This window comes from Mucilaginibacter lutimaris, assembly GCF_042676625.1.
Classification (GTDB): domain Bacteria; phylum Bacteroidota; class Bacteroidia; order Sphingobacteriales; family Sphingobacteriaceae; genus Mucilaginibacter; species Mucilaginibacter lutimaris.
The window spans coordinates 159,374-182,670 of record NZ_JBHTIA010000008.1; the positions used below are offsets into that span (position 1 = coordinate 159,374).

A 23,297-nucleotide genomic window follows, 5' to 3' on the forward strand; every position below is an offset into this window, starting at 1 on the left:
AGAAGATGTTATTATCAGTATGATCTTTCAGGCGGCGTTCAAATGAAATTAAACTATCCTGACCAAAAAAGTATGCACAGTAAGCTGTAAAAATCAAATTTACAACCTCAGCGGCCACATTTACATAGGTACTATACTCATTAGCATAAATTATACCAAATGGAAGTACTTATAAAAGCGTAGCCTTAATTTTACAGTTAAATTGTTAACTAAAATTAAAGTGAAAAGTTGATGAAATTATTAGATCAAGTTGTAACTGTATGTATATCAATAGCATTATTTATAATGTTACAGGCATGTATAAGTTGCTGATCGGTGATAACAAGGGGCGGGGCTAAACGCATAGAGTTATTGCAATGTAAGAACCAGTCGGTGATTACTCCGTTCTCTATACAGGTATCTATAATTTTTTTGTTAAGCTCAAAGCTTTCAAACTCTACGGCCAGCATAAGGCCCTTGCCACGAATTCGTTTAATAGCAGGGTGTATAAGATGCTTGCGGATAATGGCTTCCTTTTCGGCTACCTGGTCTATCAGTTTTTCGCTCAGCAAAACATCTAAAGCAGCAAGGCCTGCGGCACAGCAAACCGGGTGACCACCAAAGGTAGTTATATGCCCGAGGATAGGGTTCTCTTTAAATGCCGACATGATATTAACCGACGACACAAAAGCGCCTACCGGCATACCGCCGCCAAGGGCTTTGGCAAGCAATAATATATCGGGCACAATATCAAAATGCTCAAATGCAAAGAGTTTACCTGTACGGCCAAATGCAGCCTGTATTTCATCCAATATCAGCAACGCGCCAACATCCGTGCAACGTTTTCTTAGGGCATGCATATAGGCAACATCGGGCACCCGGATACCCGCTTCGCCCTGAATGGTTTCAAGAATGACGCAAGCGGTTTGCTCTGTTATTAACTCAAGCTGGGGTAAGTTGTTAAGATCTATAAAGCTTACACCCGGTAGTAAGGGGCGATAGGCCTGTTTATATTCTTCGTTGCCCATTACGCTTAAAGCGCCATGGGTGCTGCCGTGGTACGAGCCGCTAAATGCAATTATTTGCTGCCTGCCGGTAAAACGTTTGGCAAGCTTAAGCGCGCCCTCAACAGCTTCGGCGCCCGAATTGGTGAAGTAAACAGAGTTTAAAGCTTTTGGTAAAGTGCTCACCAGCTTTTCGGCAAAGCGCACCTGCGGGGTTTGTACGTATTCGCCATACACCATCAGGTGCATATATTTATCAACCTGGTCTTTTACTGCCTGTACAACTTTTGGGTTGCTGTGGCCAAGGTTACTTACGCCGATACCCGATATAAGATCGGTATAGGCTTTGCCTGCTTCGTCATAAATATAAATGCCTTTTGCCCACTCAAACTCCAGTAATAAGGGGAAGTGGGTTGTTTGGGCGTTATTGTTCAGAAAAAGCTGGCGAAGGGTAAGCATGATGCTGTTGTAACGTTAGAATGTTTTAAGGTTGTAAAGTTAGGCGGAATTGTCGTAAAGTTGATGGTTATAAAATTGCAATTTCAAGCTTATATCCTTTGCCGCGTATAACAACAATTTTCACGTTCGGTTCAGATTCCAGCTTTTTCCTTAATTTGGAGATGAACATATCCAGGCTACGCCCAACAATAACACCCTCGTCTTCCCAGATCTCTTTTTGCAGCCGGCTTCGCTCAATGGTTTGGTTTGGAGAGGTTGCGAAAATATGCAATACCCGTGTTTCCGTTCCGGTTAGCTCTATCGTATTTCCGTTTATTACAAGCTTACGGTTTTTTGCATCGAATAACATTGAGCCTAAAATGACCATACCGCTATCCCGAACGTTTGGTGATGATGCACGAGGCCTGCCTGACCTCCAGAAAATAAAACCGATTAATGATAAAAGTGGCAGGCTGCCTAATAAATATTTACTCTTTGCTGTATTGAGGCGCGAAGGTTTAAATTTAACATCTATGATGTAATTTGCGCGGGGTTGCTTTCTTCCTGTACACGCTACTATATCATCTTTTCTATTTTGAGATATGGCGTATCCATAGGCTATACCTGCGTTACCATCCTTTAACACGTTTACAACAAAATCGCTTGCGAGCGGGTTTTTAAACAACAAACGCCTGGTAATATCCACCAGGGAATCCGGTTGAAAAGTAAGCTTATTCTCAAAACTTATCTGGTATTCATTGTCCGTTATCTTAGTTACCGGGAGCACCCTTGAGGTACTATCGCCCGACTGTAAAAGCAACTCGTGCCCCAGCTTACGGAGTAAAACTTCCCTCCTGGCAATATCAAAGTCGTTATTATTGGTCAGGCCGAAAGCCGCACTAACCCCGGCTATAAGCAAAAGCAATATCGACCCAAAGAAGTATTTATTTTTCCCGGAAAGGAGGTTGCGCTTATTAGGCATGTGTCAAAATTTTATTTACAAAGTTTACAATTTTATTTACAATCTAAGTTCCTCTGGCTCAAATATGTCAAAGTAATTTTGCTGGATAAACTAAAACGGATATGAAAAATAAAAAAATGAAGAGATTATTTGTATTTGTTCCGGCTATACTCGTTGTAGCATTTTTACTAAATTCTTTTGTAATAAAAGAAAAGAAAGAGGTTGATAAGACGACGGTAAAAGCTAATTCATCACCTGTGACCATTATTTACAAATCTGCTGATGGCGGACAAACATGGCAGGACATTAGCGCAGGGTTACCGGAAAATTTACGAAAAGAAGGTGTGCGGAAAGATGGTTTTTTTGCCAATGAAAATGGGTTTTATTTACGCGCAGGTAATGGGCTTTATCACAATGAATCAAATCCCTCAAGCCCTTCCTGGACAAAAGAAATTGTTCCTGCTAAACAGCGTAACATTGCTCCTGCCAGCAATGGGATGTTCGCATATAATTTCAGAGGGCAATTTTTGCGAAAAGTAAACGGGCAGCATGATTGGGTGCCTATGTTCAAAAATTTTCAGGAACAAGCCGTACGCCTTAACGGCACGAAAGATTGGATGTACGAAAATTTTACAGAGAAACAGGTGAGCAGTGTTTTTGAAAATACTGCGGGAACCGTTTTCGTGGGCTCCAACAACGCTATCTATAGATCCGGTGATAAGGGAAAAACCTGGAAGTACGTGCAGGTAGCAGGCTGGGTTAATAAAATGGTAGAACTGAATGGCGTAATCCTGGCTGCCAGCTCAAAGGGAATATTAAGATCGACCGATAATGGTGAACACTGGGATAGTGTGATGGATGAAGGTGGAGCCGGGATCGCTGTTGAACCTATAGCAGGCGGATTTGCTGCTATTGTAAACAACACTACTACCCAAATAAACACTATACATATATCGCTGGATGGTGGAAAAAACTGGAGCGAAATAGGTGAAGAACTTCAGCCTTCCCAAAGTAGTTTACATATGAAAAAAATAGGCTTATCTAAAACTCCGTTGGCTGTTTTAGCCATTAAACAAATGGGCAAATATTTAATATGTGGCCGAACAGATGGCATATTCCGGTCAGCAGATATGGGCAAAACATGGGAGCAGTTGCCGCTGCCTGCTATCGGAAATCTTGGCTTCGATCTGTCTGTATCGGGCAACGTAATATATGTTGTACCCAATAAAGGTTGTTAAACGATCTTGACTAAGTAAAAGGCTTAAAAGCAAGAGGTCAGCAAGATAATTGCTGATCTCTTTGTTATTTTAATTCCCGGCGCGTACGCTTCGTTCGCTTATTTGCCTGATGAGTTCGTTCTTAAACTCATCTTCGCTTTTGTAAAGGGTGCTCACCTTATCCGGAGATAGTATTTTCAAAAATTCGTCGCGGTAGTGCTTACGAATGGTGACCATTTGGTTATCAAGCTCCATCTCCCTGTCTATTTGCTCCATACCGTTGGCAGTAGCGCTGGAGTTATTTTGCTTTTTTAGGATCTTTATAGCTGTAAGATCTTCCTGATACTGGCGATATAAAGGCCAAAACTTGCGCGACTCCTGATTGGTAAGATTAAGCTGCTGGCCAATAAATTTATCGCGGGCTGCCTGTAGTTTTGGGTTGCGTACAACCCTGCCTTTAGTAACATTGGCCGGCCGGCGAAAATTATTCACCTGCGCAGAAACATCATTATTACTTATTGCAAATACTAATAAAAAGAAAATATATCTAAACAGACTGTTCATTAAAAGTATTATTAATTAATATCAATATATTCCTGAAGGTCGGCATCCAGGGCATCAGTATTAATTTGCTTGTCGTTATCCAATAGGCCACGGGTATCGTTGGCATCTATATTTAGTTCAAGGTAGTCTTTTATTTCGTCTACCGGTATATCTGATACTTGCTTATGCAAAAATGTTTGCGAATGTGTAACCGGTTGCTGTGCTTCTCTTAAGAATGCACCGGCACCAACAATTAATGCTAAACACGCCGCTGTAGCATACTTAAAAGTGTTTGAGGCCCAAAACTTACGCACAATAGTTTTACGTATAACAGCCTCCTGGTTTACCGTTTTATTTAAAATATCGCGGTTAAGCTTATCAAAATAATTATCGGGTACAGCAAACGCCGTTTCTTTCTCCAGCATTTCTTCTACCGCAATACGGGCGGATATTTGTTGCTGCAGATTATCAAAATAACCCTCCGGCACGCTAAAGCTTTCTGCTTCGGAGCTTGCGGCGGTTTCAATGTTAATGCGGCTTTGTATATTTTGGTTAAGCTCATCAAAATACCCCGCCGGCACTGCAAAACTTTCTTCTTCGGTACCTGCAATTGCCTCGATATTTATCCTGCTTTGGATATTAGCACTTAATTCTTCAAAGTAATTATCAGGCACAGTATAACCCTGTGCTACGTCATTACCCTGTAATTCATTTAATTTTATAAGGGACAATATGCGCTGACCGGCCTCTTCAAAATAGCCGGATGGCACTGTAAACGGGTTTTCTTTCGAAAACCGTTCAAGTGACATTTCATTGCCCGCCCATTCGTTATTCTCCATATCGCTTTTCATACACTCTTATAGATGAATAAAGTTTCAAAAGGTTTAATGCTAATTTAAAATAATCTACTAAGTTAATCGGTATTGGTAATAAAAGCTTCTATCTTTTTTACCGCGAGGTGGTACGATGCTTTTAAGGCCCCTACGCTTGTGCCTAAAACGTCGCTTATCTCTTCATACTTCATATCATCATAATATTTCATGTTAAAAACAAGCCGTTGCTTATCGGGCAGGGTCAAAATAGCTTCCTGTAGCTTTCGCTGTATCTGGTCGCCGGTAAACTGGTCCGAGCTGGATAGAGTATCGGTCAGTTCATAGTCCACATCATCAAGCGGAATATTATTCTTCGCTTTTTTCTTGTTCAGGAAAGTAATGCATTCGTTAGTGGCAATGCGGTACATCCAGGTGTACAGTTGCGCATCGTTACGAAACCCCGGCAGGTTTTTCCAGATCTTGATGAACACATCCTGCACAATATCATCGGCATCGTCATGGTCAATAACCATGCGGCGCACATGCCAGTATATCTTTTGCTGATACTTTTTCAGCAAAAGGTTAAATGCTTCGTTCCGGGTCTTATCGTCCCTAAACTTGCTTAATATCTCTTCGTCTTCTGCCTGAATGGCCATCTATTAAAATTTATCTTTAAATAAATATAAAGCGTTTTTGTTTGATATAAATAGGAAAGGATTCAAGATTTTAAGAATCAAGAGCCAAGACAACTTTTTTAATCTTGATTCCTGACTCTAAAATCCTGAATCTTCTCTTATCCCAACAGGTCCAGCACCTGCTGCGATGAGTTTTTGGTATCAACCTTCTCAATCACTTTATCAATAATACCATCGCCGTTAATAATAAACGTGGTGCGTGCGGTACCCATATATTTTTTACCATACATGTTTTTTTCCACCCAAACACCGTAGGCTTCCACAATGCTATGGTCGGTATCGGCAATTAAAGTAAACGGCAGCTGGTATTTGGTCTCAAATTTTTTGTGCGATTTTTCATCATCCACGCTCACCCCAATAACCTCAAAGCCCTTGCTTAACAACGATTGGTAGTTATCCCTGAAACTGCAGCTTTCGGCGGTGCAGCCCGGGGTATCATCTTTAGGGTAAAAGTAAAGAATGACCTTTTTGCCTTTAAAATCGCCTAATGAAACGGGGGTGCCGTTTTGGTCGTTAGCTGTAAAATTGGGTGCTTTGTCGCCTGCTTTTAGTTCTGTTGCCATTACCGGTAAAATTCTGCTGTGAATGTACTAACGTTATTTTTAGCATCAGTAACCGTAAACTCAAATTTATGTTTGCCTGCGGCGATGCTGTTATCAAAGGTATAACTTAAAACCTTTGTTTTATAATCCCACTCTACCAGTACCCATTTGCCATCAATTTTTCCAACGTAGCTTTTAACGCCGCTCAGGTTGTCTCCCATACGAAGCTTAATTGCCCGCAATGCCTTCATGTTACTGCCGTTGCGGATGTTGATGGGGGTGATAACGGGCGGCACGGTATCCAGCTTAAGAAAATAATCGCCAAAGGTATGTGCGGTACCCTTAACCCAGCCACCTTCGTAAGTGCTGCTGATGGCGCCTGTGGCCGCATTTACAATGACCGCCTTGTTAGCATTGGCACCCAAGCTAACGTCGGGCTTTATCCAAAGTTCATACTCGTCGTGTATTGGGGTTAGCTTATTGTGGATGCGGTGGGTTGCCGAGAGTGCGCCCGGTTTGGCGGGTGTAGTTGAATATATAAAGTCGAGGTCGTCGTACAAATTACCCGGCGTGATGCTCACTTTAACCTTGTCGTTAGTAAATTCGCTTTTGCGGTCGTAACGGAGCAGTGTACCTGCCGGTTTTTCGGGAATGGCCGTTATGGCAGGTGGGGTTGATTGCACCTTTAAAGTCAGCGTTGATGTATTGCCGGCAATATCTTTTACTAAATATTCAACCTCGTGAATTTTATCGTCGTTAAAAGCTATGATGCCACGGTTAATAGATTGCGGATAAAGCGATATGCGGCTGCCCGGTAATATAAAGCATTTTTGTACCCAACGGCGCGCGGTTAAAAACGCGGGGTAATCTATATAAGCGTTAATAGCATGGGTTTGGTCGAAAGCGAAACGCTCTACCGCGAAAGTGTACATGGTAACACCATCGAGCTTTAACTCGAGCGAGTAAATACCGTTACGATTGACAGACGCGCTGTTTTGATCAATAACCGAGATACCGAAGCCTGTATTGCCGCTTAAGTTTAATACCTGCGGTTTTGTTAAATGATACTTGCCATTAGCGCCGCTTACAGCTAAAAATTCCTTTTGTGTTTTGTCGCTAAAAGGGTTGCCGTTTAAATGGTAAATGCCAATGGCACTTATGGCAGGCGGAATCTTATCCTCAATGGTAAGGCCAAATAGTTGCGGATTAATGGTTTCCTGAGTTAAGGTATCCCTGATCTCGAAATGCACGTGCGGACCTGCCGATGCACCACGGTTGCCTGATACTGCTACCACATCGCCTTTGTTTACTTTATACATGCCAACCGGCATGGCAATATCGGCCTCGTAAATTTGGTTTTTGTATTGGTAATCGCGGATGTATTTGGAGATCTCGGGGGTAAAAGCTTCTATGTGGCCGTAAACGGTGGTGTAACCATTGGGGTGGTTAATATACAATGCCTGCCCAAACCCACCAAACTGGATGCGCACCCTTGAGATATAACCATCGTAAGCGGCATGCACCGGGAAACCAATACGCTGATTGGTCTTAAAATCTAACCCGGAATGGAAGTGGTTTGACCGCAACTCGCCAAAAGAACCTGCTGTACTTGGCGGCAGGTCTAACGGATAGCGGAATTGGTCTTTGGGATATTGTTTACTTTGGATAACGTCCTGGGCGTGGGTAGCGGTGCTGAGAAAAGATAAAGCGATCAATATCGCTTTTAAAATAATCTTGTGATTTCGAACGAGGTACGAGGAGAAATCTTGTTCGGGATGCAAAGCGGACTTTAATGATCTAACAAGATTTCTCCTCGCTATGCTCGTTCGAAATGACATTTTGTGTAGTATTCTATTTAACATAAAAATCTAAAAGCTTTTCACCCTCCAAAAATCCTTCCAATCTGTCGCCAATGGCAACTTTTCCAACACCTTCGGGGGTACCTGTAAATATCAGGTCGCCTTTTTTTAGGGTAATGTATTGGGAAACAAAGGTAATGATGCGCTCAAACGAAAAGAGGAGGTCTTTGGTGTTGCCTTTCTGTCGGGTTTCTCCGTTAATGTCGAGGTTGAAGTTTAGGCTATACATATCGGCAAATTTATTTTTAGGCAAAAAGTTGCTGATGGGCGCCGAATTATCAAAAGCCTTAGCCAGCTCCCAGGGCAGGCCCTTTTCTTTGTGTTTTGCCTGTATGTCCCGTGCCGTGAAATCAACGCCAAGGGCTATCTCTTCAAAATAGTTCGAAGCAAATTTTTCATTAATGTGCTTGCCCTCTTTACTCACCTTTAATACGATCTCGATCTCGTGGTGGATATCCTGCGAAAACTCGGGATGGTAAAAGGGTTTGTTATCTTTTAGCAAAGCGGTATCGGGCTTCATAAATATAACCGGTACGGTGGGTACAGGGTTATTTAACTCTTTGGCGTGTTCGGCGTAGTTACGGCCAATGGCAATTATTTTCATAGACTAAATGTAATGGTGCCGAAATTATAAACTATAGGCCCTAAAACCTAATGCCGATAGCTATTGGGAGTTAAAAATGTTATTAATTTAGTTTTCGAAGGAAAATTGCTTTTTATGATGCCTTTTGTTCACGTTCACGTTCGCACAAGCAGGGTGTTTTTGTTGTAGGTGCTAATAATCAACGGTTTATAGTTTTTTTACTGACATAATAGTGCCACCACATCTATCAGATATTTTATATAAAAAGTTTAGGACTAATTTGGGACGTTGATGTCAAATGAAAAGGGGAAAAGGAAAACTTCGACGTTGGAAATTCGGAGATCGATATTGGATATTATACAATTATAGTACTACCGAGATCCGCTTGTTTACAGATTCGGTACCAACTACTATCCTTACAAAGTAAAAACCGCGGGTTAATTTATTAGCCACGTTGTAGTTGATGGTTTGCTCGCCAAACTCCACACGTTGCGATTGCAGGGTAAGCACATTGTTACCTAATACATCCATAACGTTTACATTAACAAAAGCGTTGCGCGATACGGTGTACTTTACATTTATAACATCTGTAACAGGTATAGGGTAAACCTGTACGTTGGTAAGAAGCTTATCATCAGGCCGGGCAAGGTTTATTTTGGCATTCGACACCGCGTTTGGTTTCAACGGCGGCAAAGCCAGATGCAGGCCATTCTTTAAATAAGATGTTTTGCTTTTTGCCTTTATGGCGCGCAGGTACGACGAATCACTTTTTTGGGCATTAACCCCTCTTGCAAGCGCAAAGTTCACAGCTATTGCAAGCGCAATTACAGTGAACCAGGAATTAAGATAAGTAGATTTTCGAACCATATTATTACAAACTTTACAAAAGTATAAATAAAGCGCTCATGAAATGATAATGTTATGAATATTTAAATAGTTTTAACAAATTTTAACAATATACGGTTTTAGCGGTTATTGTATATGTGACTTATACGATTGTATATAGTTTAAGTTGTAAGGATTTTTTTAATAGTTTTGTATCTTTTAAAATATAGTGTCAAATCATAAAGATCTGCAGAAACTATCGGCCGCTGGGCTGCTCATTAGTTTAGGAATAATCTACGGTGATATAGGTACATCACCTTTATATGTGTTTAAAGCTATCATTGGCTCCGAACATTCAAGTTTTTCTCAACCTATTTCGCAAGTGTTGGTACTGGGAGGTGTTTCCCTCATCTTCTGGACGCTTACGCTCCAAACAACCTTAAAGTACGTTATTATAACCCTTCGGGCCGATAATAAAGGTGAGGGTGGTATATTTTCGCTTTTCTCCTTAGTGCGCCGTAAGGCAAAATGGCTTATTATACCTGCTATAGTAGGGGGCTGCGCGTTGCTTGCCGATGGTATCATTACACCGCCGATCACTATTTCGTCGGCTATTGAAGGCTTACAGGCCTATTACCCGCAACTGCCAACGGTACAAATTGTTATTGCCATAATTGCCGTTTTATTTATTATACAACAGTTTGGCACATCACTGGTAGGTAAGGCATTTGGCCCTATTATGTTTATATGGTTTACAATGATGGGGGTTTTGGGCATCTCGTATATTATACAAATGCCATCAATTATTAAGGCTTTAAACCCTTATTATGCGTACCAGCTGCTAACGTCTGATTACAACGCGTTTATTATTTTGGGCGCGGTATTCCTGTGTACAACGGGTGCCGAAGCTTTATACTCTGACCTTGGCCACTGCGGCCGCGATAACATACGCATTAGCTGGATCTATGTTAAGGCCTGCCTTGTATTAAATTACCTGGGCCAGGCGGTATGGCTTTTACAGCGCGAAGGGCAGGCCATCAACTTAAATCTCAACAATCCCTTCTATAAAATAATGCCCGATTGGTTCCTTATATTTGGTATTGGTATAGCAACCATTGCGGCGGTTATTGCCAGCCAGGCTTTAATATCGGGCTCGTTTACATTGATAGCCGAGGCTGTAAGGTTAAACCTATGGCCAAAAGTGCGTATCAATTACCCGTCAGAGCAAAAGGGGCAGCTGTATGTACCAAGTGTTAACTGGTTATTGTGCGCCGGTTGTATTGGCGTAGTTGTACTTTTTAAGCACTCGGCCAAAATGGAGGCGGCTTACGGCTTAAGTATTACTGTAGCCATGTTAATGACCACCATCCTGGTATCTAAATTTTTGCAGCGTAAAAAAGTACCGGCGTATATCATTGGTTCTTTCCTGTTGGTTTACCTGGTTATAGAGGGTACATTCCTATTAGGTAACCTGGTTAAGTTTATACATGGTGGCTGGTTTACACTATCAATTGGCTTGGTGCTATTCATCATTATGTGGACATGGCATAATGCCCGTAAAATTAAAAACCGTTACGTTAAGTTTATTGAGATAGACGATTACTTTAGCATCATTAAAGAAATGAGCGAGGACGAAGGCGTGCCTAAATACGCCTCGCAACTGGTGTATTTAACCAGCGCTAACTTTAATTCGGAAGTTGAATCGAAGATCATTTACTCTATCCTGCAAAAGCAACCAAAGCGTGCCGATGTTTACTGGCTGGTACACGTTGATGTGGTGGATGAACCTTACAAAAGCGAGTACGAGGTGGATTTTTTGGTGCCGGGCAAACTTATACGTGTTGATTTTAAACTTGGCTTTAGGGTTGAGCAGCAAATAAACCTGCTGTTCCGTAAGGTGGTTGAAGACCTGGTGAAGAACGGGGAGGTTGATATTACGAGTACCTACAAATCGTTACATAAGCACAAAATAGTGGGCGACTTTAGATTTGTTGTGATAGAGAAGGTGTTATCGCGCTCACATAACCTGTCGTTTTATGAGAAGGTGATCATGTTCATTTACACCCAACTTAAAAAGATAAGCCTGTCCGAAGAGCGCAACTTTGGCCTCGACCTGAGTTTTGTAACGGTAGAAAAAGTGCCGTTAATGCTTACTTCGCCGGATAGTGTTAAGCTGGAAAGGATAAAGTAAGATCTTAAATAATACAAGCGTGCCTAAGCAACAGGCACCCTTTTTTGTTTCTTAATTGTAACTACACCACATTAAAACGCGGGTGTTATACAACATTTTAACCTTTTAACAATAATACCCTACCTTTGCTGTATGATCATAAAATCTGCCGACTTTATTTGCAGCAATACCCAGGTATCTAAATTACCACCGCCGTTAAAGCCCGAATACGCTTTTATCGGCCGGAGCAATGTTGGTAAATCATCGCTCATAAATATGCTGGTCCAAAAAAAGGGGCTTGCAAAAACATCACAAACGCCGGGTAAAACCCAGCTTATTAATCATTTTTTGGTGAACGATACCTGGTATATTGTGGATTTGCCGGGATACGGTTACGCCCGTGCATCAAAAAGTAAGAAGGCCGACTGGAATAAGTTTATCCAAAACTACCTGGATAAGCGCGAAAGCCTGCAGTGTGTAATGGTTTTAATAGACAGCCGTTTAGAGCCGCAGAAAATAGACCTTGAGTTTTGCAGCTGGCTTGGCGAAAAAGGCTTGCCCTTTGTGCTGGTATTTACCAAGGCAGATAAGCAAAGCAACCTTAAAACAGACCAAAATATAGCTAAGTTTCGCAAAGCGATGCTGGCATTCTTTGAAGAAGCCCCTCAGCACTTTGTAACGTCATCTGAACTGCACGCCGGCCGCGACGAAGTGCTTGGTTTTATAAGCAGCATCAACCAAAATTTTGAGGTGCCGGAATTTGATGAAGAACACTATAAGTAGTCTATTTAGTTCCCCTCTTGAGAGGGGTAGTGGTGTGTTACTGAAGCGACAAATTATACCATACGATCGTAAGCTTAAACAATTAGCACGTAAACTCCGTAACTATTGAAGTGCCGAAGTATGATGAAGAACACTATAAGTAGCTTTTCGTTTCCCTCTCTTGAGAGGGGTTAGAGGTGTGTTAATGAAGCGACAAATTATTCATATGCCCTTAAAGAATTTGAAGCGAAGGTGTGACAAAAATATTCAGTTCCCCTCTTGAGAGGGATTAGGGGTGTGTTAATGAAGCGACAACTTATACCATACGATCCTAAGCTTAAACAATTAGCACGTAACCTACGTAACGATAGCACTTTTGGTGAGATATTACTTTGGAAAGAATTAAAAAATAAGCAGCTGCACGGTTATGATTTTCAGCGCCAGAAACCGTTACTAAATTTCATTGCTGATTTTTATTGCTATGAATTAAATTTGGTGATTGAAATTGACGGGCAATATCATAACCATGAAGAACAATACAAACTGGATGTTTTGAGGGAAGTTGAGTTAGTTAAATATAATTTAACAATTATTCGTTTTACAGAAATGGAAGTGAGAAAAGATATGAGTAACGTTTTAAGAACAATTGAGCAGCATATCTTGGAACACAATGATAAAAGCGAATTTTAAATTACGGAAGTTGTTCTCCTCTTGAGGGGCGTAGGACATACATAACAAATTGCATTATCATTAACGGGGTGTGTTAGTAAACCATATTTTAGAACACACCCCTAACCCCTCTCAAGAGGGGAACTGGAAAATAGAAACAAACAACACTAACATTAGTAAAGGGAGTTAGTAAGCGTGTTTTAGCACACACCCCTATCCCCTCTCAAGAGGGGAACTGGAAAATAAACAAACAACAATAAGATTAATAGGGGAGTTAATAAGCATGTTTTAGAACACACCCCTAACCCCCTCTCAAGAGGGGAACTAAGATAATAGAATGAAAAAATATTTTTCTCTCGTAACGTTTACGCATACCATATTTGCCATGCCGTTTGCTTTTATCGGCTTTTTTTTGGCGGTTACAACTACCGATCATAAATTTGAGTGGCAAAAATTGGTGATGATGCTGTTGTGTATGGTTTTTGGCCGTAATTCGGCCATGGCGTTTAACCGCTACCTCGACCGTAACATCGACGCCAAAAACCCCCGCACTAAGCAACGCGACATTCCCGCCGGTAGAATTTCTCCGGCTGCGGCATTGACTTTTACATTAGTAAACTGTGGCTTGTTTATACTAACCACCTGGTTTATCAATCCGCTGTGTTTTTACCTTTCGCCGGTGGCATTGCTGGTGGTGTTGGGTTATAGCGCTACCAAGAGGTTTACAGCGCTTTGTCACATGGTGCTGGGTTTAGGCTTATCGCTTGCGCCCATTGGGGCGTACTTGGTGGTAACAGGTGCATTCGCGTTAACGCCTATTTTCTTTTCGCTATCGGTGCTTTGCTGGGTAAGCGGGTTTGATATAATTTATGCTTTGCAGGACGAGGATTTCGACCGCGAACAAAAGCTGCACTCTATCCCCGCCTGGTTGGGGAAGGTAAATGCCTTAAGGTTATCATCAGTATTGCACGTATTTTCGGCAGCGTTTGTGCTGATGCCGGTGTTTTATACCAACGTAGGCTTATTGTATTACTTAGGCATTGTTTTCTTTTGCGCTATGCTTATTTATCAGCACACCCTCGTAAAACCAAACGACCTAAGCCGAGTAACCTTTGCTTTCATGACCACAAACGGTGTAGCCAGCGTAGTATTCGCGGCCTTCTTTTTATTAGATAGGGTATGGATGCGCTAACACAGGCTCAGTTAAACCAGTTTCGGGAGCATATGGCTGCATATGTTGAATTTAACGAGGCCGAATGGATCATCTGCACGCAGCATTTATCGGTACAAAAGCTAAAGAAGAAACAGCACTTTGCAGAGGCCGGGCAGGTTTGCGAAACTTTGGGCTTTGTATTATCGGGCTCGGTAAGGTATTACCACGTAATAGATGGGAACGAGATCACCAACTACTTTAGTTTTGAGAACGATTACGTAAGCTCTTACAAAAGCTTCCTGACCGGCGAACGTGGTAACAACTACATACAAGCGTTAGAGCCAACCACCATTTTAACCGTTAGCAAAAAGGATTGGCAATTAATGTTAAACAACCCGATGCTGGCCTATAAAATGGAACGCTTTGGACGTTTACTGGCCGAGCACTATCTTATCTGTTACGACGACAGAGTAACATCTTTCATTACCCAAACACCCGAAGAGCGATACCTTAAACTACTGCAAACCGGTAGAGAAGTATTGCAGCGTATGCGGCAGCATTACATAGCTAACTTTTTAGGCATAACACCTGTATCGCTGTCAAGGATCAGGAAAAGGATCCTGGTGGAACATAAGTAACACGACGAACTGTCTGCGGCTGGTACCAACAGCGGATTTACTCACCCGATCATTGCTTCGCTCGACCGCCCTCTCTTCGCTGCGCGCAAAGAGGGCTGAAAAGTTTTTGCTCCTCTCTTTGAGCGGGCCGGAGGGAGATTTCGTCACCCTCTTTGCGCAGCAGAGCAGGGTCGACCAGCGTAGCGTAGTCGGGGTGAGTAAACTCTGCGTCATACAACTACTCATCAATCTCCACTCACTATTCACTATTTTCTTATCTTAAGTTAACGTTTTGGTTTTCAGTGCATACTTATATTTGTACTATACATCAAAAGGAAAACATTATGCATACTATATTAGGGGCCGGCGGGCCGGTAGCAAACGCCTTAACAAACGAATTAGTAAAAAATAACGAACCGGTAAGGCTGGTTAGTCGCCGTCCGGTGGATATACAAGGCAATAACATTACCTGGCGCAAGGCCGATCTGTTAAATTACGAACAGGTGAGGGAAGCCACCCGGGGCTCAAGCATTATTTACCTTTGCGCCGGATTAGTTTACGATGCCGACATATGGCGCGAACAATGGCCAGTTATTATTAAAAACGTTATTAACGTAACCAAAGAGAATAACGCGAGGCTGATATTTTTTGATAATGTTTATATGTATGGCCTGGTTAACGGCCCCATGAAAGAGGATACACCTTACAACCCCGTCAGCGAAAAAGGAAAAGTGCGTGCCGCCATTGCCAACACCATCATGAATGAAGTAAAGGCAGGAACACTTAACGCCACAATAGCCCGTGCCCCCGATTTTTATGGTACCACCAGCACCAACGCTTTCTTAGATATGATGGTGCTGTCTAAATATGCCAAAAAGCAAACCGCGCAATGGATGGGCGATCCGGATAGACTGCACAATTTTATTTACATCCCTGATGCGGGGCGCGCTATGTATTTGCTTGGCCAGCACCCCGAAAGTGCCAACCAGATCTGGCACCTGCCAACATCCCCGGCCATGACAGGTCATCAGTTTTTGGAACTTGCCGCACGTATATATGGTGTTGAGCCGAAGTTTATGCGCATCCGTAAGGTTATGCTATGGATCATAGGCTTGTTTAACAAGGTAATTGCCGGCGCTGTAGAAATGTATTACCAAAACGCTAACGATTATATTTTTAACAGCGACAAGTTTGAAAAAGCCTTCAAATTTAAACCAACAAGCTATGAGGATGGGATAAAAGAAGTATCGCAGACGATATACAAGCCGGAGTAAGTTCTTAGTCTAAAGCCGAAAGTAGAAAGTCTTAAGTCGGTAAATTTAACTCTTAGCTTACGACTTTGGGCTTTAGACACTATTCTGCATATTTGTATATCTACAATTATAACCGATGATCCATAAAAAAACACGTACCTACATTCCTGCCGACCTTGAAATAAAATGGGAAACGCTGGAGCCGATATACAAAGAACTGCTTAACCGCCCTATAAATTCTGTTGAAGAACTGGAGCAATGGCTAAAAGATGGCAGCGAACTACAGGCCGCTTTAGAGGAAGATTTTGCCTGGCGCTACATCCGCATGACCTGCGATACTAACAGTGAAGAGTTGCTGGCAAGTTTTCAATACTTTGCTACCGAAATAGAACCAAAAACTGCGCCTTACAACAATGACCTCAACAAAAAACTGGTTGATAGCGAGTTTGTTGACCAGCTAAGCGAAGAGAAGTTTTACATTATGTTGCGCAGCGTGCGTAAGCAACTGGAACTTTTCCGCGAGGAGAATATCCCTTTACAAACCCAGATCCAGGTAGATCAGCAAAAATACCAGTCGATAACAGGCGCCATGAGCGTGCACATCGGCGAGAAAGAATATACCCTTGAGCAAGCTTCAGTTTTCCTGAAAGATACCGATCGTGGTAAACGTCAGGAAGTTTGGGAGAAAATTACCGCCCGCCGCCTGCAGGAAAAAACGGTGCTGGATACCCTGTTTAATCACCTGCGTTCCCTGCGCCATAAAGTTGCGCTCAACGCGGGTTTCGAAAACTTTCGCGATTACATGTTCCAGGCGCTTGGCCGTTTCGATTATACCCCGCAGGATTGCTACGAGTTTCACGCCGCTATTGAAACTGAGATAGTACCTATCTTGCGCGAGCAGGCCGAAAAACGCAAAGAAGCTTTGGGCTTAGAAGCTTTAAAGCCATGGGATATGGATGTGGATGTATCGGGCAAGCCGGCTTTAAAACCGTTTAATAACGGTGCGGAGCTGGTAGAGAAATCTATTCAGTGCTTTAGCAACATTAACCGTTACCTGGGCGAACGTTTAGAGATCATGAAAGATAATAACCTGTTTGATGTGGAAAGCCGCAAAGGCAAGGCACCGGGCGGTTATAACTACCCTTTATCAGAAACAGGGGCGCCTTTCATTTTCATGAATTCGGCCAACACCTTCCGCGATCTTACCACCATGGTTCACGAGGGCGGCCACGCGGTACATACCTTTTTAACTGCCGACCTGGAGCTGAACGATTTTAAACACTGCCCAAGCGAAGTTGCCGAACTGGCTTCTATGTCGATGGAGTTGATATCTATGGATAATTGGGATGTGTATTTTGATAACGAGGAAGACCTGAAACGCGCCAAGCGCGACCAACTTTTTGATGTGCTTAAAACCCTGCCGTGGGTAGCCGTGGTAGATCAGTTCCAGCATTGGATCTATACCAATCCCGACCATACTGATGCCGAGCGCACCGAGGCATGGCTAAAAATTTACGAGCCATTTGGCGCCGGCTTCGCCGATTGGAGCGAACACCCGGAGGCCGAACAAAACCTGTGGCAAAAACAGCTGCATATATTTGAGGTTCCGTTCTATTACATCGAATATGGTATGGCCCAGCTTGGCGCCATTGCCGTTTGGAAGAACTACAAAGAGAACCCCGAAAAAGGCTTGCAGCAATACCTGGACGCCTTAAAACTGGGTTATACCAAAACCATAACCGAAATTTATGAAACCGCCGGTATCAAATTTGATTTCAGCGCGGGTTACGTTAAAGAGCTTGCCGAATTTGTAAAGGCCGAAATGGATAAGATATAAGTGCAAAGCCTCCTAACAATTGGGAGGCTTTTTTAGTACCCTCCAATAGGGGGGCGTTGTTAAATTTATGAACCAGCTTATTAACTTCTTCTGGACCATTCTCTGCTTTATTCCTGTAGTGGGTTTTTGGGCGGTTGCGGGTGTTTCATGGTTGCTTTATGTGTTTGTAGGTGTAAGTGTATTGAGCTTATTGATTAGGGCGAGTGCTTTACAACTAAACACCAACCCAAAGTATTATGAGCGGCTTGGCGTAAAACTTATCCGCAAACTGGTACAAAATGGCGACATCAGTAATAAAATGTCACGAAGAAGAAACGCCGGGCATAAGCTCATCAAAAACCGGTTGGGTGTGGCATCGTATTATAGCACTATTGTAATGTATGAACGGTATCATTTTGCCTGCCTTATATTCTTTCTTATAACCGCCATCTATGCCGTTAGCGTACATGAAACCGGTTATTTTATGATTATTTTTTTGGCCAATATCATCTATAATATTTGCCCTATTTTGTTGCAGCAATATAACCGGGCGCGCATTTTAAAGGTTACCAAAAGGCAGTTACACACCGTATAGCAGCCGCGTTTTTATATGAATGTTAAAACTTATATGTGTTTTATAGGTTTAACAACTTATGAAAAAGATACTTATAATATTCAGCCTCATACTTTCGGCAACCGGTGCGTTTGCGCAGGTGCCTTTAAAACCGGTACAGATAGATAGTCTGGTGACCATATCCCTACCGGAAGGATATACTAAGAAAGATACCCTTGGCCAATCCGTATATACTGGTAAAGCCAAGTATGGTTACATGGTTGTTATCCGCGCGCCAAATGCCGATAACAACAAACCCCTTAAAAAAGAGCGCGACCTTAACAAGGTATTGCAGGATTATATAAAAGGCATAAGGGGCCAGGCAGAGGGCAGTACACAAAACGTACGCGATACCACCATAGGCCACCTTAAAGCAAAAACCTTCACACTTGAAACTGACCAGGGCGCGGGCAAGCAGGAACGTAATTTTATTATTATTTATACCCAGGATGTTACCTACACCATTGAATACTCCTACGAAGAGTTAAGGAAAGATGTAATGAAGGATGAGTATAAAGCCTATTCGTCCTCCATCAAAATATCGCCTGAGCTAAAGCGTACCGACCAATACCTGTCTAATGCAAAAGGGATGTCGCCGGCTTTGAAATATGCCTTATATGGTGGCGTGCCGCTTATTATTTTAATTGTAATAATTGTACTTCTACGCCGGAAGAAAAGGGCGGAGGAAGTGTAATTTTATGATCTGTTAAACAGCCCCTTGTCCCAATAGGGGCTGTTTATAAACTTTTTACGATCTACAAAGCTTAACCACACCAACGTAATAAATACACCCACTGCCGAGCCCACGGTTACATCCTCAAAAAAGTGCTGGGCAAGATACATGCGAGAGTAACCAACCATCACCGCAACAAAAAACAACAGCAACCCCCAGCTTTTATTTTTAGCCAGGTAAGTAATTACCACCCCGGCAGAAAAAGCCGTTACCGTATGCCCCGATGGGAAACTGTGCACCGCCAAAATATATAAGCCCTTTACAAAGTGGATCTTTTGTAACTGATCTTCAAAGTAGATCCTTGGCCTGGGCATATCAAAAAAATACTTTAATACCTGTGCGGTAAGCGCGGTTAAAGTGTAGCTGGTTAATAAGAGGAATGACGCCCGGTAGTTGAAAAATGCCAATATTATCGATAAGGCAATAATGGTGACCCCATCGCCAATGTGGGTGATGTATGGCTCAATAGCGTCGGCAAAATCACTGTGTACGCCGTTAACGGCAAAAAAGATCTCGGTACGGGTAAACAGTAATTTGATAATAAGGCAAACACATAGCAGAATTATATAAGGGATAAAAAGGTACCGTATCTTATATAAAACATCTTTTGCGCCTGCATTCATTGTTGCCAAAGTTAGCATATAGTTTTTCAATGCAAAAAAATGGTTATGTTTGGTTTGGAAAGACTAAACTGATTTTAATACATGTCGAAGAGTATATTTCGCAGAAAATCTGTCTCTAAAATTTTGGCTGATGTAGCCAGTGGTTTTAGCGACAGCGAACACCCGGGATCGGCCTCCCAACTCGAAAAAGCACTAAACGTTAAGGATTTAACACTGATGGGTATCGCCGCCGTTGTTGGCGCGGGTATCTTCTCAACCATTGGCGAAGCATCATTTCAGGGTGGGCCGGGCGTAAGTATACTTTTTGTTATTACGGCCATAACCTGTGGCTTTTCGGCATTATGTTACGCAGAATTTGCATCTCGCATCCCTGTGGCAGGCAGTGCCTATACATATGCTTACGCGTCTTTTGGTGAATTAATAGCCTGGATAATTGGCTGGGACCTACTCATGGAATACGCCATAGGTAATATAGCCGTAGCCATATCATGGAGCGAATATTTTGTGAACCTGCTGGAAGGTTTTAAAATACACTTACCTGCGTGGGTCACTATGGATTACTTCTCGGCATTTACCGCGCATGAGAAAGTGCAGGAACTTACCGCCAATGGCCACCTTGCCGATATAACCGACCGGATGCGTATCGCGGCATCGGCCTGGGCAACGGCGCCCGGCAGCGGTAATATTAAGTTTATAGCCAACCTGCCTGCTTTGGCAATTGTAATAATTATTACTTACCTGGTTTATATAGGCATCCGCGAAACCAAAAAGGCAACCAATGCCATGGTATACTTAAAAATAGCCATCGTATTAGCGGTAATTGTAATAGGTTTCTTTTACGTTACACCTGCTAACTGGCACCCATTCTTACCAAACGGTTTTAGCGGTGTAATGAAGGGCGTATCGGGCGTGTTTTTCGCATACATAGGTTTTGATGCCATATCAACCACTGCCGAGGAATGCCAGAATCCGCAAAAAGACCTGCCCAAAGGCATGATCTATTCCCTTGTGATTTGTACTGTATTATATATACTGATAGCACTGGTGTTAACCGGGATGGTCAGCTACAAGGATCTGCGTGTTGGCGACCCGTTGGCGTATGTATTTGCCAAAGTTGGGTTAAAAAACATCAGTTACGTGATCTCTATAAGCGCGGTTATTGCCACCGCCAGTGTACTGCTCATATTCCAGTTAGGCCAGCCACGCATCTGGATGAGCATGAGCCGCGATGGTTTGTTGCCAAAAGCATTTTCGCGCATTCACCCTAAATTCCGTACACCATCATTTGCAACCGTTGTAACCGGCTTTGTAGTGGCTATCCCTGCATTGTTCCTTAACCTTACCGAGGTTACCAACCTTACCAGTATAGGCACATTGTTTGCATTTGTACTGGTTTGTGGCGGTGTGCTTTTGTTACCGCGCGAGGCTGCTGTTAAAGGCAAATTCCATTTGCCCTACATAAATTCGCAATTTATAGTACCTGTACTGTTCCTGATAGGGGTATATTTCTTCCGCGATAATATAATGGGCTTGTTCAGCGGTACGGAGTTACATCATAAATTCCCCTATTTCTTGTTTATACTTTTATCAGCAACGTTAACTGTATTGGCGTTTATCAAAAAATTGTCGCTGATACCAGTTTTAGGTCTTGTAAGCTGCTTTTACCTTATGGCCGAACTGGAATACGAAAGCTGGGTGCGTTTCCTGGCCTGGCTGGTAATAGGTTTGGTTATTTACTTTACTTACGGTTATAAACACAGTGTAATGGGTAAACCAGAAAACGCGCATTTAGAGAGATAGAAATATTTTTAAAAATTTGTGAAGCTAAACTTAAATCCCCTCATGCAATAGCAAAAGAGGGATTTGTTTTTAAAGGAATATTATTTGGGTAAATAAATGTTTAAACATTTATTTACCCGGGCCTGATACAGATCGCATCACAACCTCGTAACTTTACGGTATTATATAACAAGCAAATTATGAGCAATTATAAAATACCAGCGCAAACCCGCATAGGGCATGTGCATTTAAAAGTGAGCGACCTTCAGAGATCTATGGCGTTTTACTGCGACCTGCTGGGTTTTGAATTAGTAACCATGTACGGCGACCAGGCGGCTTTTATATCTGCCGGAGGCTATCACCATCATATAGGGTTAAACACCTGGCAAAGTAAGGGCGCGCCGCCGGCACCCCAATATGCGCCGGGCCTGTTTCATACGGCCATAGTATATCCGGACAGAAAAGACCTCGCAGCTATTTTGCAGCGACTGATAGACAATGAATACCCGCTTACAGGCGCATCAGACCACGGCGTATCAGAAGCCCTTTACCTGGATGATCCTGATGGTAACGGGGTTGAGTTATACTGGGACAGGCTCAGGGAAAACTGGCCAACAGATGCGCACGGAAATTTAACCATGTACACCCGCCAGCTGGATATACCGGGATTACTGAACCTGTTAAAATAATTATTCGTTAAGCATGTACTTATCTATCCCGGCGGCGGGTTGCCAAGTGCTGCCGGGTTCGTAGTAATGCCATAGCATGGCCGATATCTTTTTAATAAGCAGCGAGGCTTCGTTATCTGCCACCCAGCGCTGGTCCTTATTGTTTTTTGTAATGACGGAAAATACATAATCTCCATGCGGCGCGTTCACCAGCACCGTTTCGCTCCTTGATGCATCTACCGCGCCTTGTTTAGATAAAGTTTGTACATACGGCGGGATCTGCGACAGTGCGCCATTATCCCAAAAGATGCGGTTGAGCATTCGGCTCATGCGCTCGCTGGCCGCGGGGCTTACCGCTTTGCCCTGGTGTATCATGGTAAAAAGGCGGCACATTTCGTGCGGCGTGGTAACGCCCCAGCCGTACTTTTCCCAAATAGCCCTGCGTGCGGGAATGCGAGAATTTACCCGCATAGCCTTAAAGCCATTCGCCTCAAGCAAGTTGTTAATGTATTCGCCGCCAACCAATTTTTGCAGCCAAACGCTGGCGGTGTTATCACTCATGGTGATCATCAGCAGCGCGACTTTGCTCACCTGTATGGTGTCCTTATCTTTAAACGATCCCAGAAGGTCCTCGCCGGGATACAAAAGCGAGTCGCGGTAAATCAGTTTTTGATTGTACTGCATTTCGCCTTTTTCTATCTTATCCATCAGTCCGCTCAAAATACTCACTTTGATCATGCTGGCGGTAGGGAACAGGCTATCGGCATTTATAGCGGCCGTTTTACCTGTCTTTAAATTTTGCACGTATATGCCCACGTCACCATGAAATTCTTTAGTAGCAGTTTTAAGTTGAGCGGTAAGTTTAATATCGGTTTGTGCAAAGGTGGTGAGGTTGATGAGTATGAGTAGAGCAGTGAGCAGGTGTTTCATAGATATTGGTTAGTAGACTAAAGTTATAAATTTTTCATCAGCCGTGCATCACA

At 42.8% G+C, this 23,297-nt stretch carries 23 protein-coding genes; 12 read left to right on the top strand and 11 right to left on the bottom strand.

All coding sequences use genetic code 11. The features are described 5' to 3' along the window. Positions 1 to 245: 245 nt before the first annotated feature. The gene (locus ACFQZI_RS12170; protein ID WP_377142829.1) at positions 246 to 1,442 is read right to left on the bottom strand and encodes an aspartate aminotransferase family protein; all 1,197 of its coding nucleotides are present in this window, start codon (positions 1,440 to 1,442) and stop codon (positions 246 to 248) included. A gap of 67 nt (positions 1,443 to 1,509) precedes the next feature. Continuing rightward, the gene (locus ACFQZI_RS12175; RefSeq protein ID WP_377142830.1) at positions 1,510 to 2,403 is read right to left on the bottom strand and encodes a winged helix-turn-helix domain-containing protein; all 894 of its coding nucleotides are present in this window, start codon (positions 2,401 to 2,403) and stop codon (positions 1,510 to 1,512) included. A 101-nt stretch (positions 2,404 to 2,504) separates the two neighbouring features. On the opposite strand from ACFQZI_RS12175, the gene ACFQZI_RS12180 reads away from it, so the two are divergent. Further along, on the top strand, positions 2,505 to 3,620 hold the full coding sequence (locus tag ACFQZI_RS12180) for a WD40/YVTN/BNR-like repeat-containing protein (protein ID WP_377142831.1): 1,116 nt from the start codon (positions 2,505 to 2,507) through the stop codon (positions 3,618 to 3,620). A gap of 69 nt (positions 3,621 to 3,689) precedes the next feature. On the opposite strand, the gene ACFQZI_RS12185 is transcribed toward ACFQZI_RS12180, so the two are convergent. The 7 genes from ACFQZI_RS12185 to ACFQZI_RS12215 form a co-directional block, all read right to left on the bottom strand. Next, complete coding sequence (locus ACFQZI_RS12185) at positions 3,690 to 4,163, bottom strand: hypothetical protein (RefSeq protein WP_377142832.1); 474 nt, start codon at positions 4,161 to 4,163, stop codon at positions 3,690 to 3,692. A gap of 11 nt (positions 4,164 to 4,174) precedes the next feature. Next, positions 4,175 to 4,993 (bottom strand): hypothetical protein, encoded by an 819-nt coding sequence (locus tag ACFQZI_RS12190; RefSeq protein WP_377142833.1) that lies wholly within the window; start codon positions 4,991 to 4,993, stop codon positions 4,175 to 4,177. A 62-nt stretch (positions 4,994 to 5,055) separates the two neighbouring features. Next, positions 5,056 to 5,610 carry an RNA polymerase sigma factor gene (locus ACFQZI_RS12195; protein ID WP_377142834.1) on the bottom strand — a complete coding sequence of 185 codons (555 nt, stop codon included), beginning with the start codon at positions 5,608 to 5,610 and terminating at the stop codon, positions 5,056 to 5,058. 137 nt (positions 5,611 to 5,747) lie between these two features. Continuing rightward, a complete protein-coding gene (gene bcp, locus ACFQZI_RS12200; protein WP_377142835.1) occupies positions 5,748 to 6,212 on the bottom strand; it encodes a thioredoxin-dependent thiol peroxidase in 465 nt (154 codons plus the stop codon). After that, positions 6,212 to 7,906, bottom strand: a complete 1,695-nt coding sequence (locus ACFQZI_RS12205) for a M23 family metallopeptidase (protein ID WP_377142836.1) — start codon at positions 7,904 to 7,906, stop codon at positions 6,212 to 6,214. The genes bcp and ACFQZI_RS12205 overlap by 1 nt, the downstream gene beginning before the upstream one ends. Positions 7,907 to 8,042: 136 nt before the next feature. Then, positions 8,043 to 8,654 (bottom strand): fumarylacetoacetate hydrolase family protein, encoded by a 612-nt coding sequence (locus ACFQZI_RS12210; protein WP_377142837.1) that lies wholly within the window; start codon positions 8,652 to 8,654, stop codon positions 8,043 to 8,045. Between the two features lie 342 nt (positions 8,655 to 8,996). After that, on the bottom strand, positions 8,997 to 9,500 hold the full coding sequence (locus tag ACFQZI_RS12215; RefSeq protein WP_377142838.1) for a T9SS type A sorting domain-containing protein: 504 nt from the start codon (positions 9,498 to 9,500) through the stop codon (positions 8,997 to 8,999). A 187-nt stretch (positions 9,501 to 9,687) separates the two neighbouring features. Between ACFQZI_RS12215 and ACFQZI_RS12220 the strand changes: the two genes are divergently transcribed. The 9 genes from ACFQZI_RS12220 to ACFQZI_RS12260 all read left to right on the top strand — a co-directional run bounded on the left by ACFQZI_RS12220 (position 9,688) and on the right by ACFQZI_RS12260 (position 19,205). Then, positions 9,688 to 11,649 carry a KUP/HAK/KT family potassium transporter gene (locus ACFQZI_RS12220; RefSeq protein ID WP_377142839.1) on the top strand — a complete coding sequence of 654 codons (1,962 nt, stop codon included), beginning with the start codon at positions 9,688 to 9,690 and terminating at the stop codon, positions 11,647 to 11,649. A gap of 132 nt (positions 11,650 to 11,781) precedes the next feature. After that, positions 11,782 to 12,411 carry a ribosome biogenesis GTP-binding protein YihA/YsxC gene (yihA, locus tag ACFQZI_RS12225; RefSeq protein WP_377142840.1) on the top strand — a complete coding sequence of 210 codons (630 nt, stop codon included), beginning with the start codon at positions 11,782 to 11,784 and terminating at the stop codon, positions 12,409 to 12,411. Between the two features lie 282 nt (positions 12,412 to 12,693). Further along, positions 12,694 to 13,080 carry an endonuclease domain-containing protein gene (locus ACFQZI_RS12230; RefSeq protein ID WP_377142841.1) on the top strand — a complete coding sequence of 129 codons (387 nt, stop codon included), beginning with the start codon at positions 12,694 to 12,696 and terminating at the stop codon, positions 13,078 to 13,080. Between the two features lie 316 nt (positions 13,081 to 13,396). After that, the gene (locus ACFQZI_RS12235; RefSeq protein ID WP_377142842.1) at positions 13,397 to 14,251 is read left to right on the top strand and encodes a UbiA-like polyprenyltransferase; all 855 of its coding nucleotides are present in this window, start codon (positions 13,397 to 13,399) and stop codon (positions 14,249 to 14,251) included. Further along, a complete protein-coding gene (locus ACFQZI_RS12240; protein ID WP_377142843.1) occupies positions 14,239 to 14,850 on the top strand; it encodes a Crp/Fnr family transcriptional regulator in 612 nt (203 codons plus the stop codon). Before ACFQZI_RS12235 ends, ACFQZI_RS12240 begins: the two co-directional genes overlap by 13 nt. Before the next feature lie 323 nt (positions 14,851 to 15,173). Further along, the gene (locus ACFQZI_RS12245) at positions 15,174 to 16,103 is read left to right on the top strand and encodes an NAD-dependent epimerase/dehydratase family protein (protein ID WP_377142844.1); all 930 of its coding nucleotides are present in this window, start codon (positions 15,174 to 15,176) and stop codon (positions 16,101 to 16,103) included. 115 nt (positions 16,104 to 16,218) lie between these two features. Continuing rightward, a complete protein-coding gene (locus ACFQZI_RS12250; protein ID WP_377142845.1) occupies positions 16,219 to 17,919 on the top strand; it encodes a M3 family oligoendopeptidase in 1,701 nt (566 codons plus the stop codon). Positions 17,920 to 17,986: 67 nt separating this feature from the next. Then, entirely contained in the window at positions 17,987 to 18,493 is a 507-nt protein-coding gene (locus tag ACFQZI_RS12255) for a glycosyl-4,4'-diaponeurosporenoate acyltransferase CrtO family protein (protein WP_377142846.1), read from the top strand. A gap of 58 nt (positions 18,494 to 18,551) precedes the next feature. Continuing rightward, entirely contained in the window at positions 18,552 to 19,205 is a 654-nt protein-coding gene (locus ACFQZI_RS12260; protein WP_377142847.1) for a hypothetical protein, read from the top strand. Between the two features lie 2 nt (positions 19,206 to 19,207). Here ACFQZI_RS12260 and ACFQZI_RS12265 read toward each other — a convergent pair whose 3' ends face one another. Then, positions 19,208 to 19,867, bottom strand: coding sequence for a phosphatase PAP2 family protein (locus tag ACFQZI_RS12265; protein ID WP_377142848.1), 660 nt, complete (start codon positions 19,865 to 19,867; stop codon positions 19,208 to 19,210). Between the two features lie 81 nt (positions 19,868 to 19,948). Here ACFQZI_RS12265 and ACFQZI_RS12270 point away from each other — a divergent pair, with 81 nt between their 5' ends. Beyond that, entirely contained in the window at positions 19,949 to 21,667 is a 1,719-nt protein-coding gene (locus ACFQZI_RS12270) for an amino acid permease (RefSeq protein ID WP_377142849.1), read from the top strand. A 179-nt stretch (positions 21,668 to 21,846) separates the two neighbouring features. Next, positions 21,847 to 22,335 (top strand): VOC family protein, encoded by a 489-nt coding sequence (locus tag ACFQZI_RS12275; RefSeq protein WP_377142850.1) that lies wholly within the window; start codon positions 21,847 to 21,849, stop codon positions 22,333 to 22,335. Here ACFQZI_RS12275 and ACFQZI_RS12280 read toward each other — a convergent pair whose 3' ends face one another. Beyond that, on the bottom strand, positions 22,336 to 23,244 hold the full coding sequence (locus ACFQZI_RS12280; RefSeq protein ID WP_377142851.1) for a serine hydrolase: 909 nt from the start codon (positions 23,242 to 23,244) through the stop codon (positions 22,336 to 22,338). Positions 23,245 to 23,297: the final 53 nt, after the last annotated feature.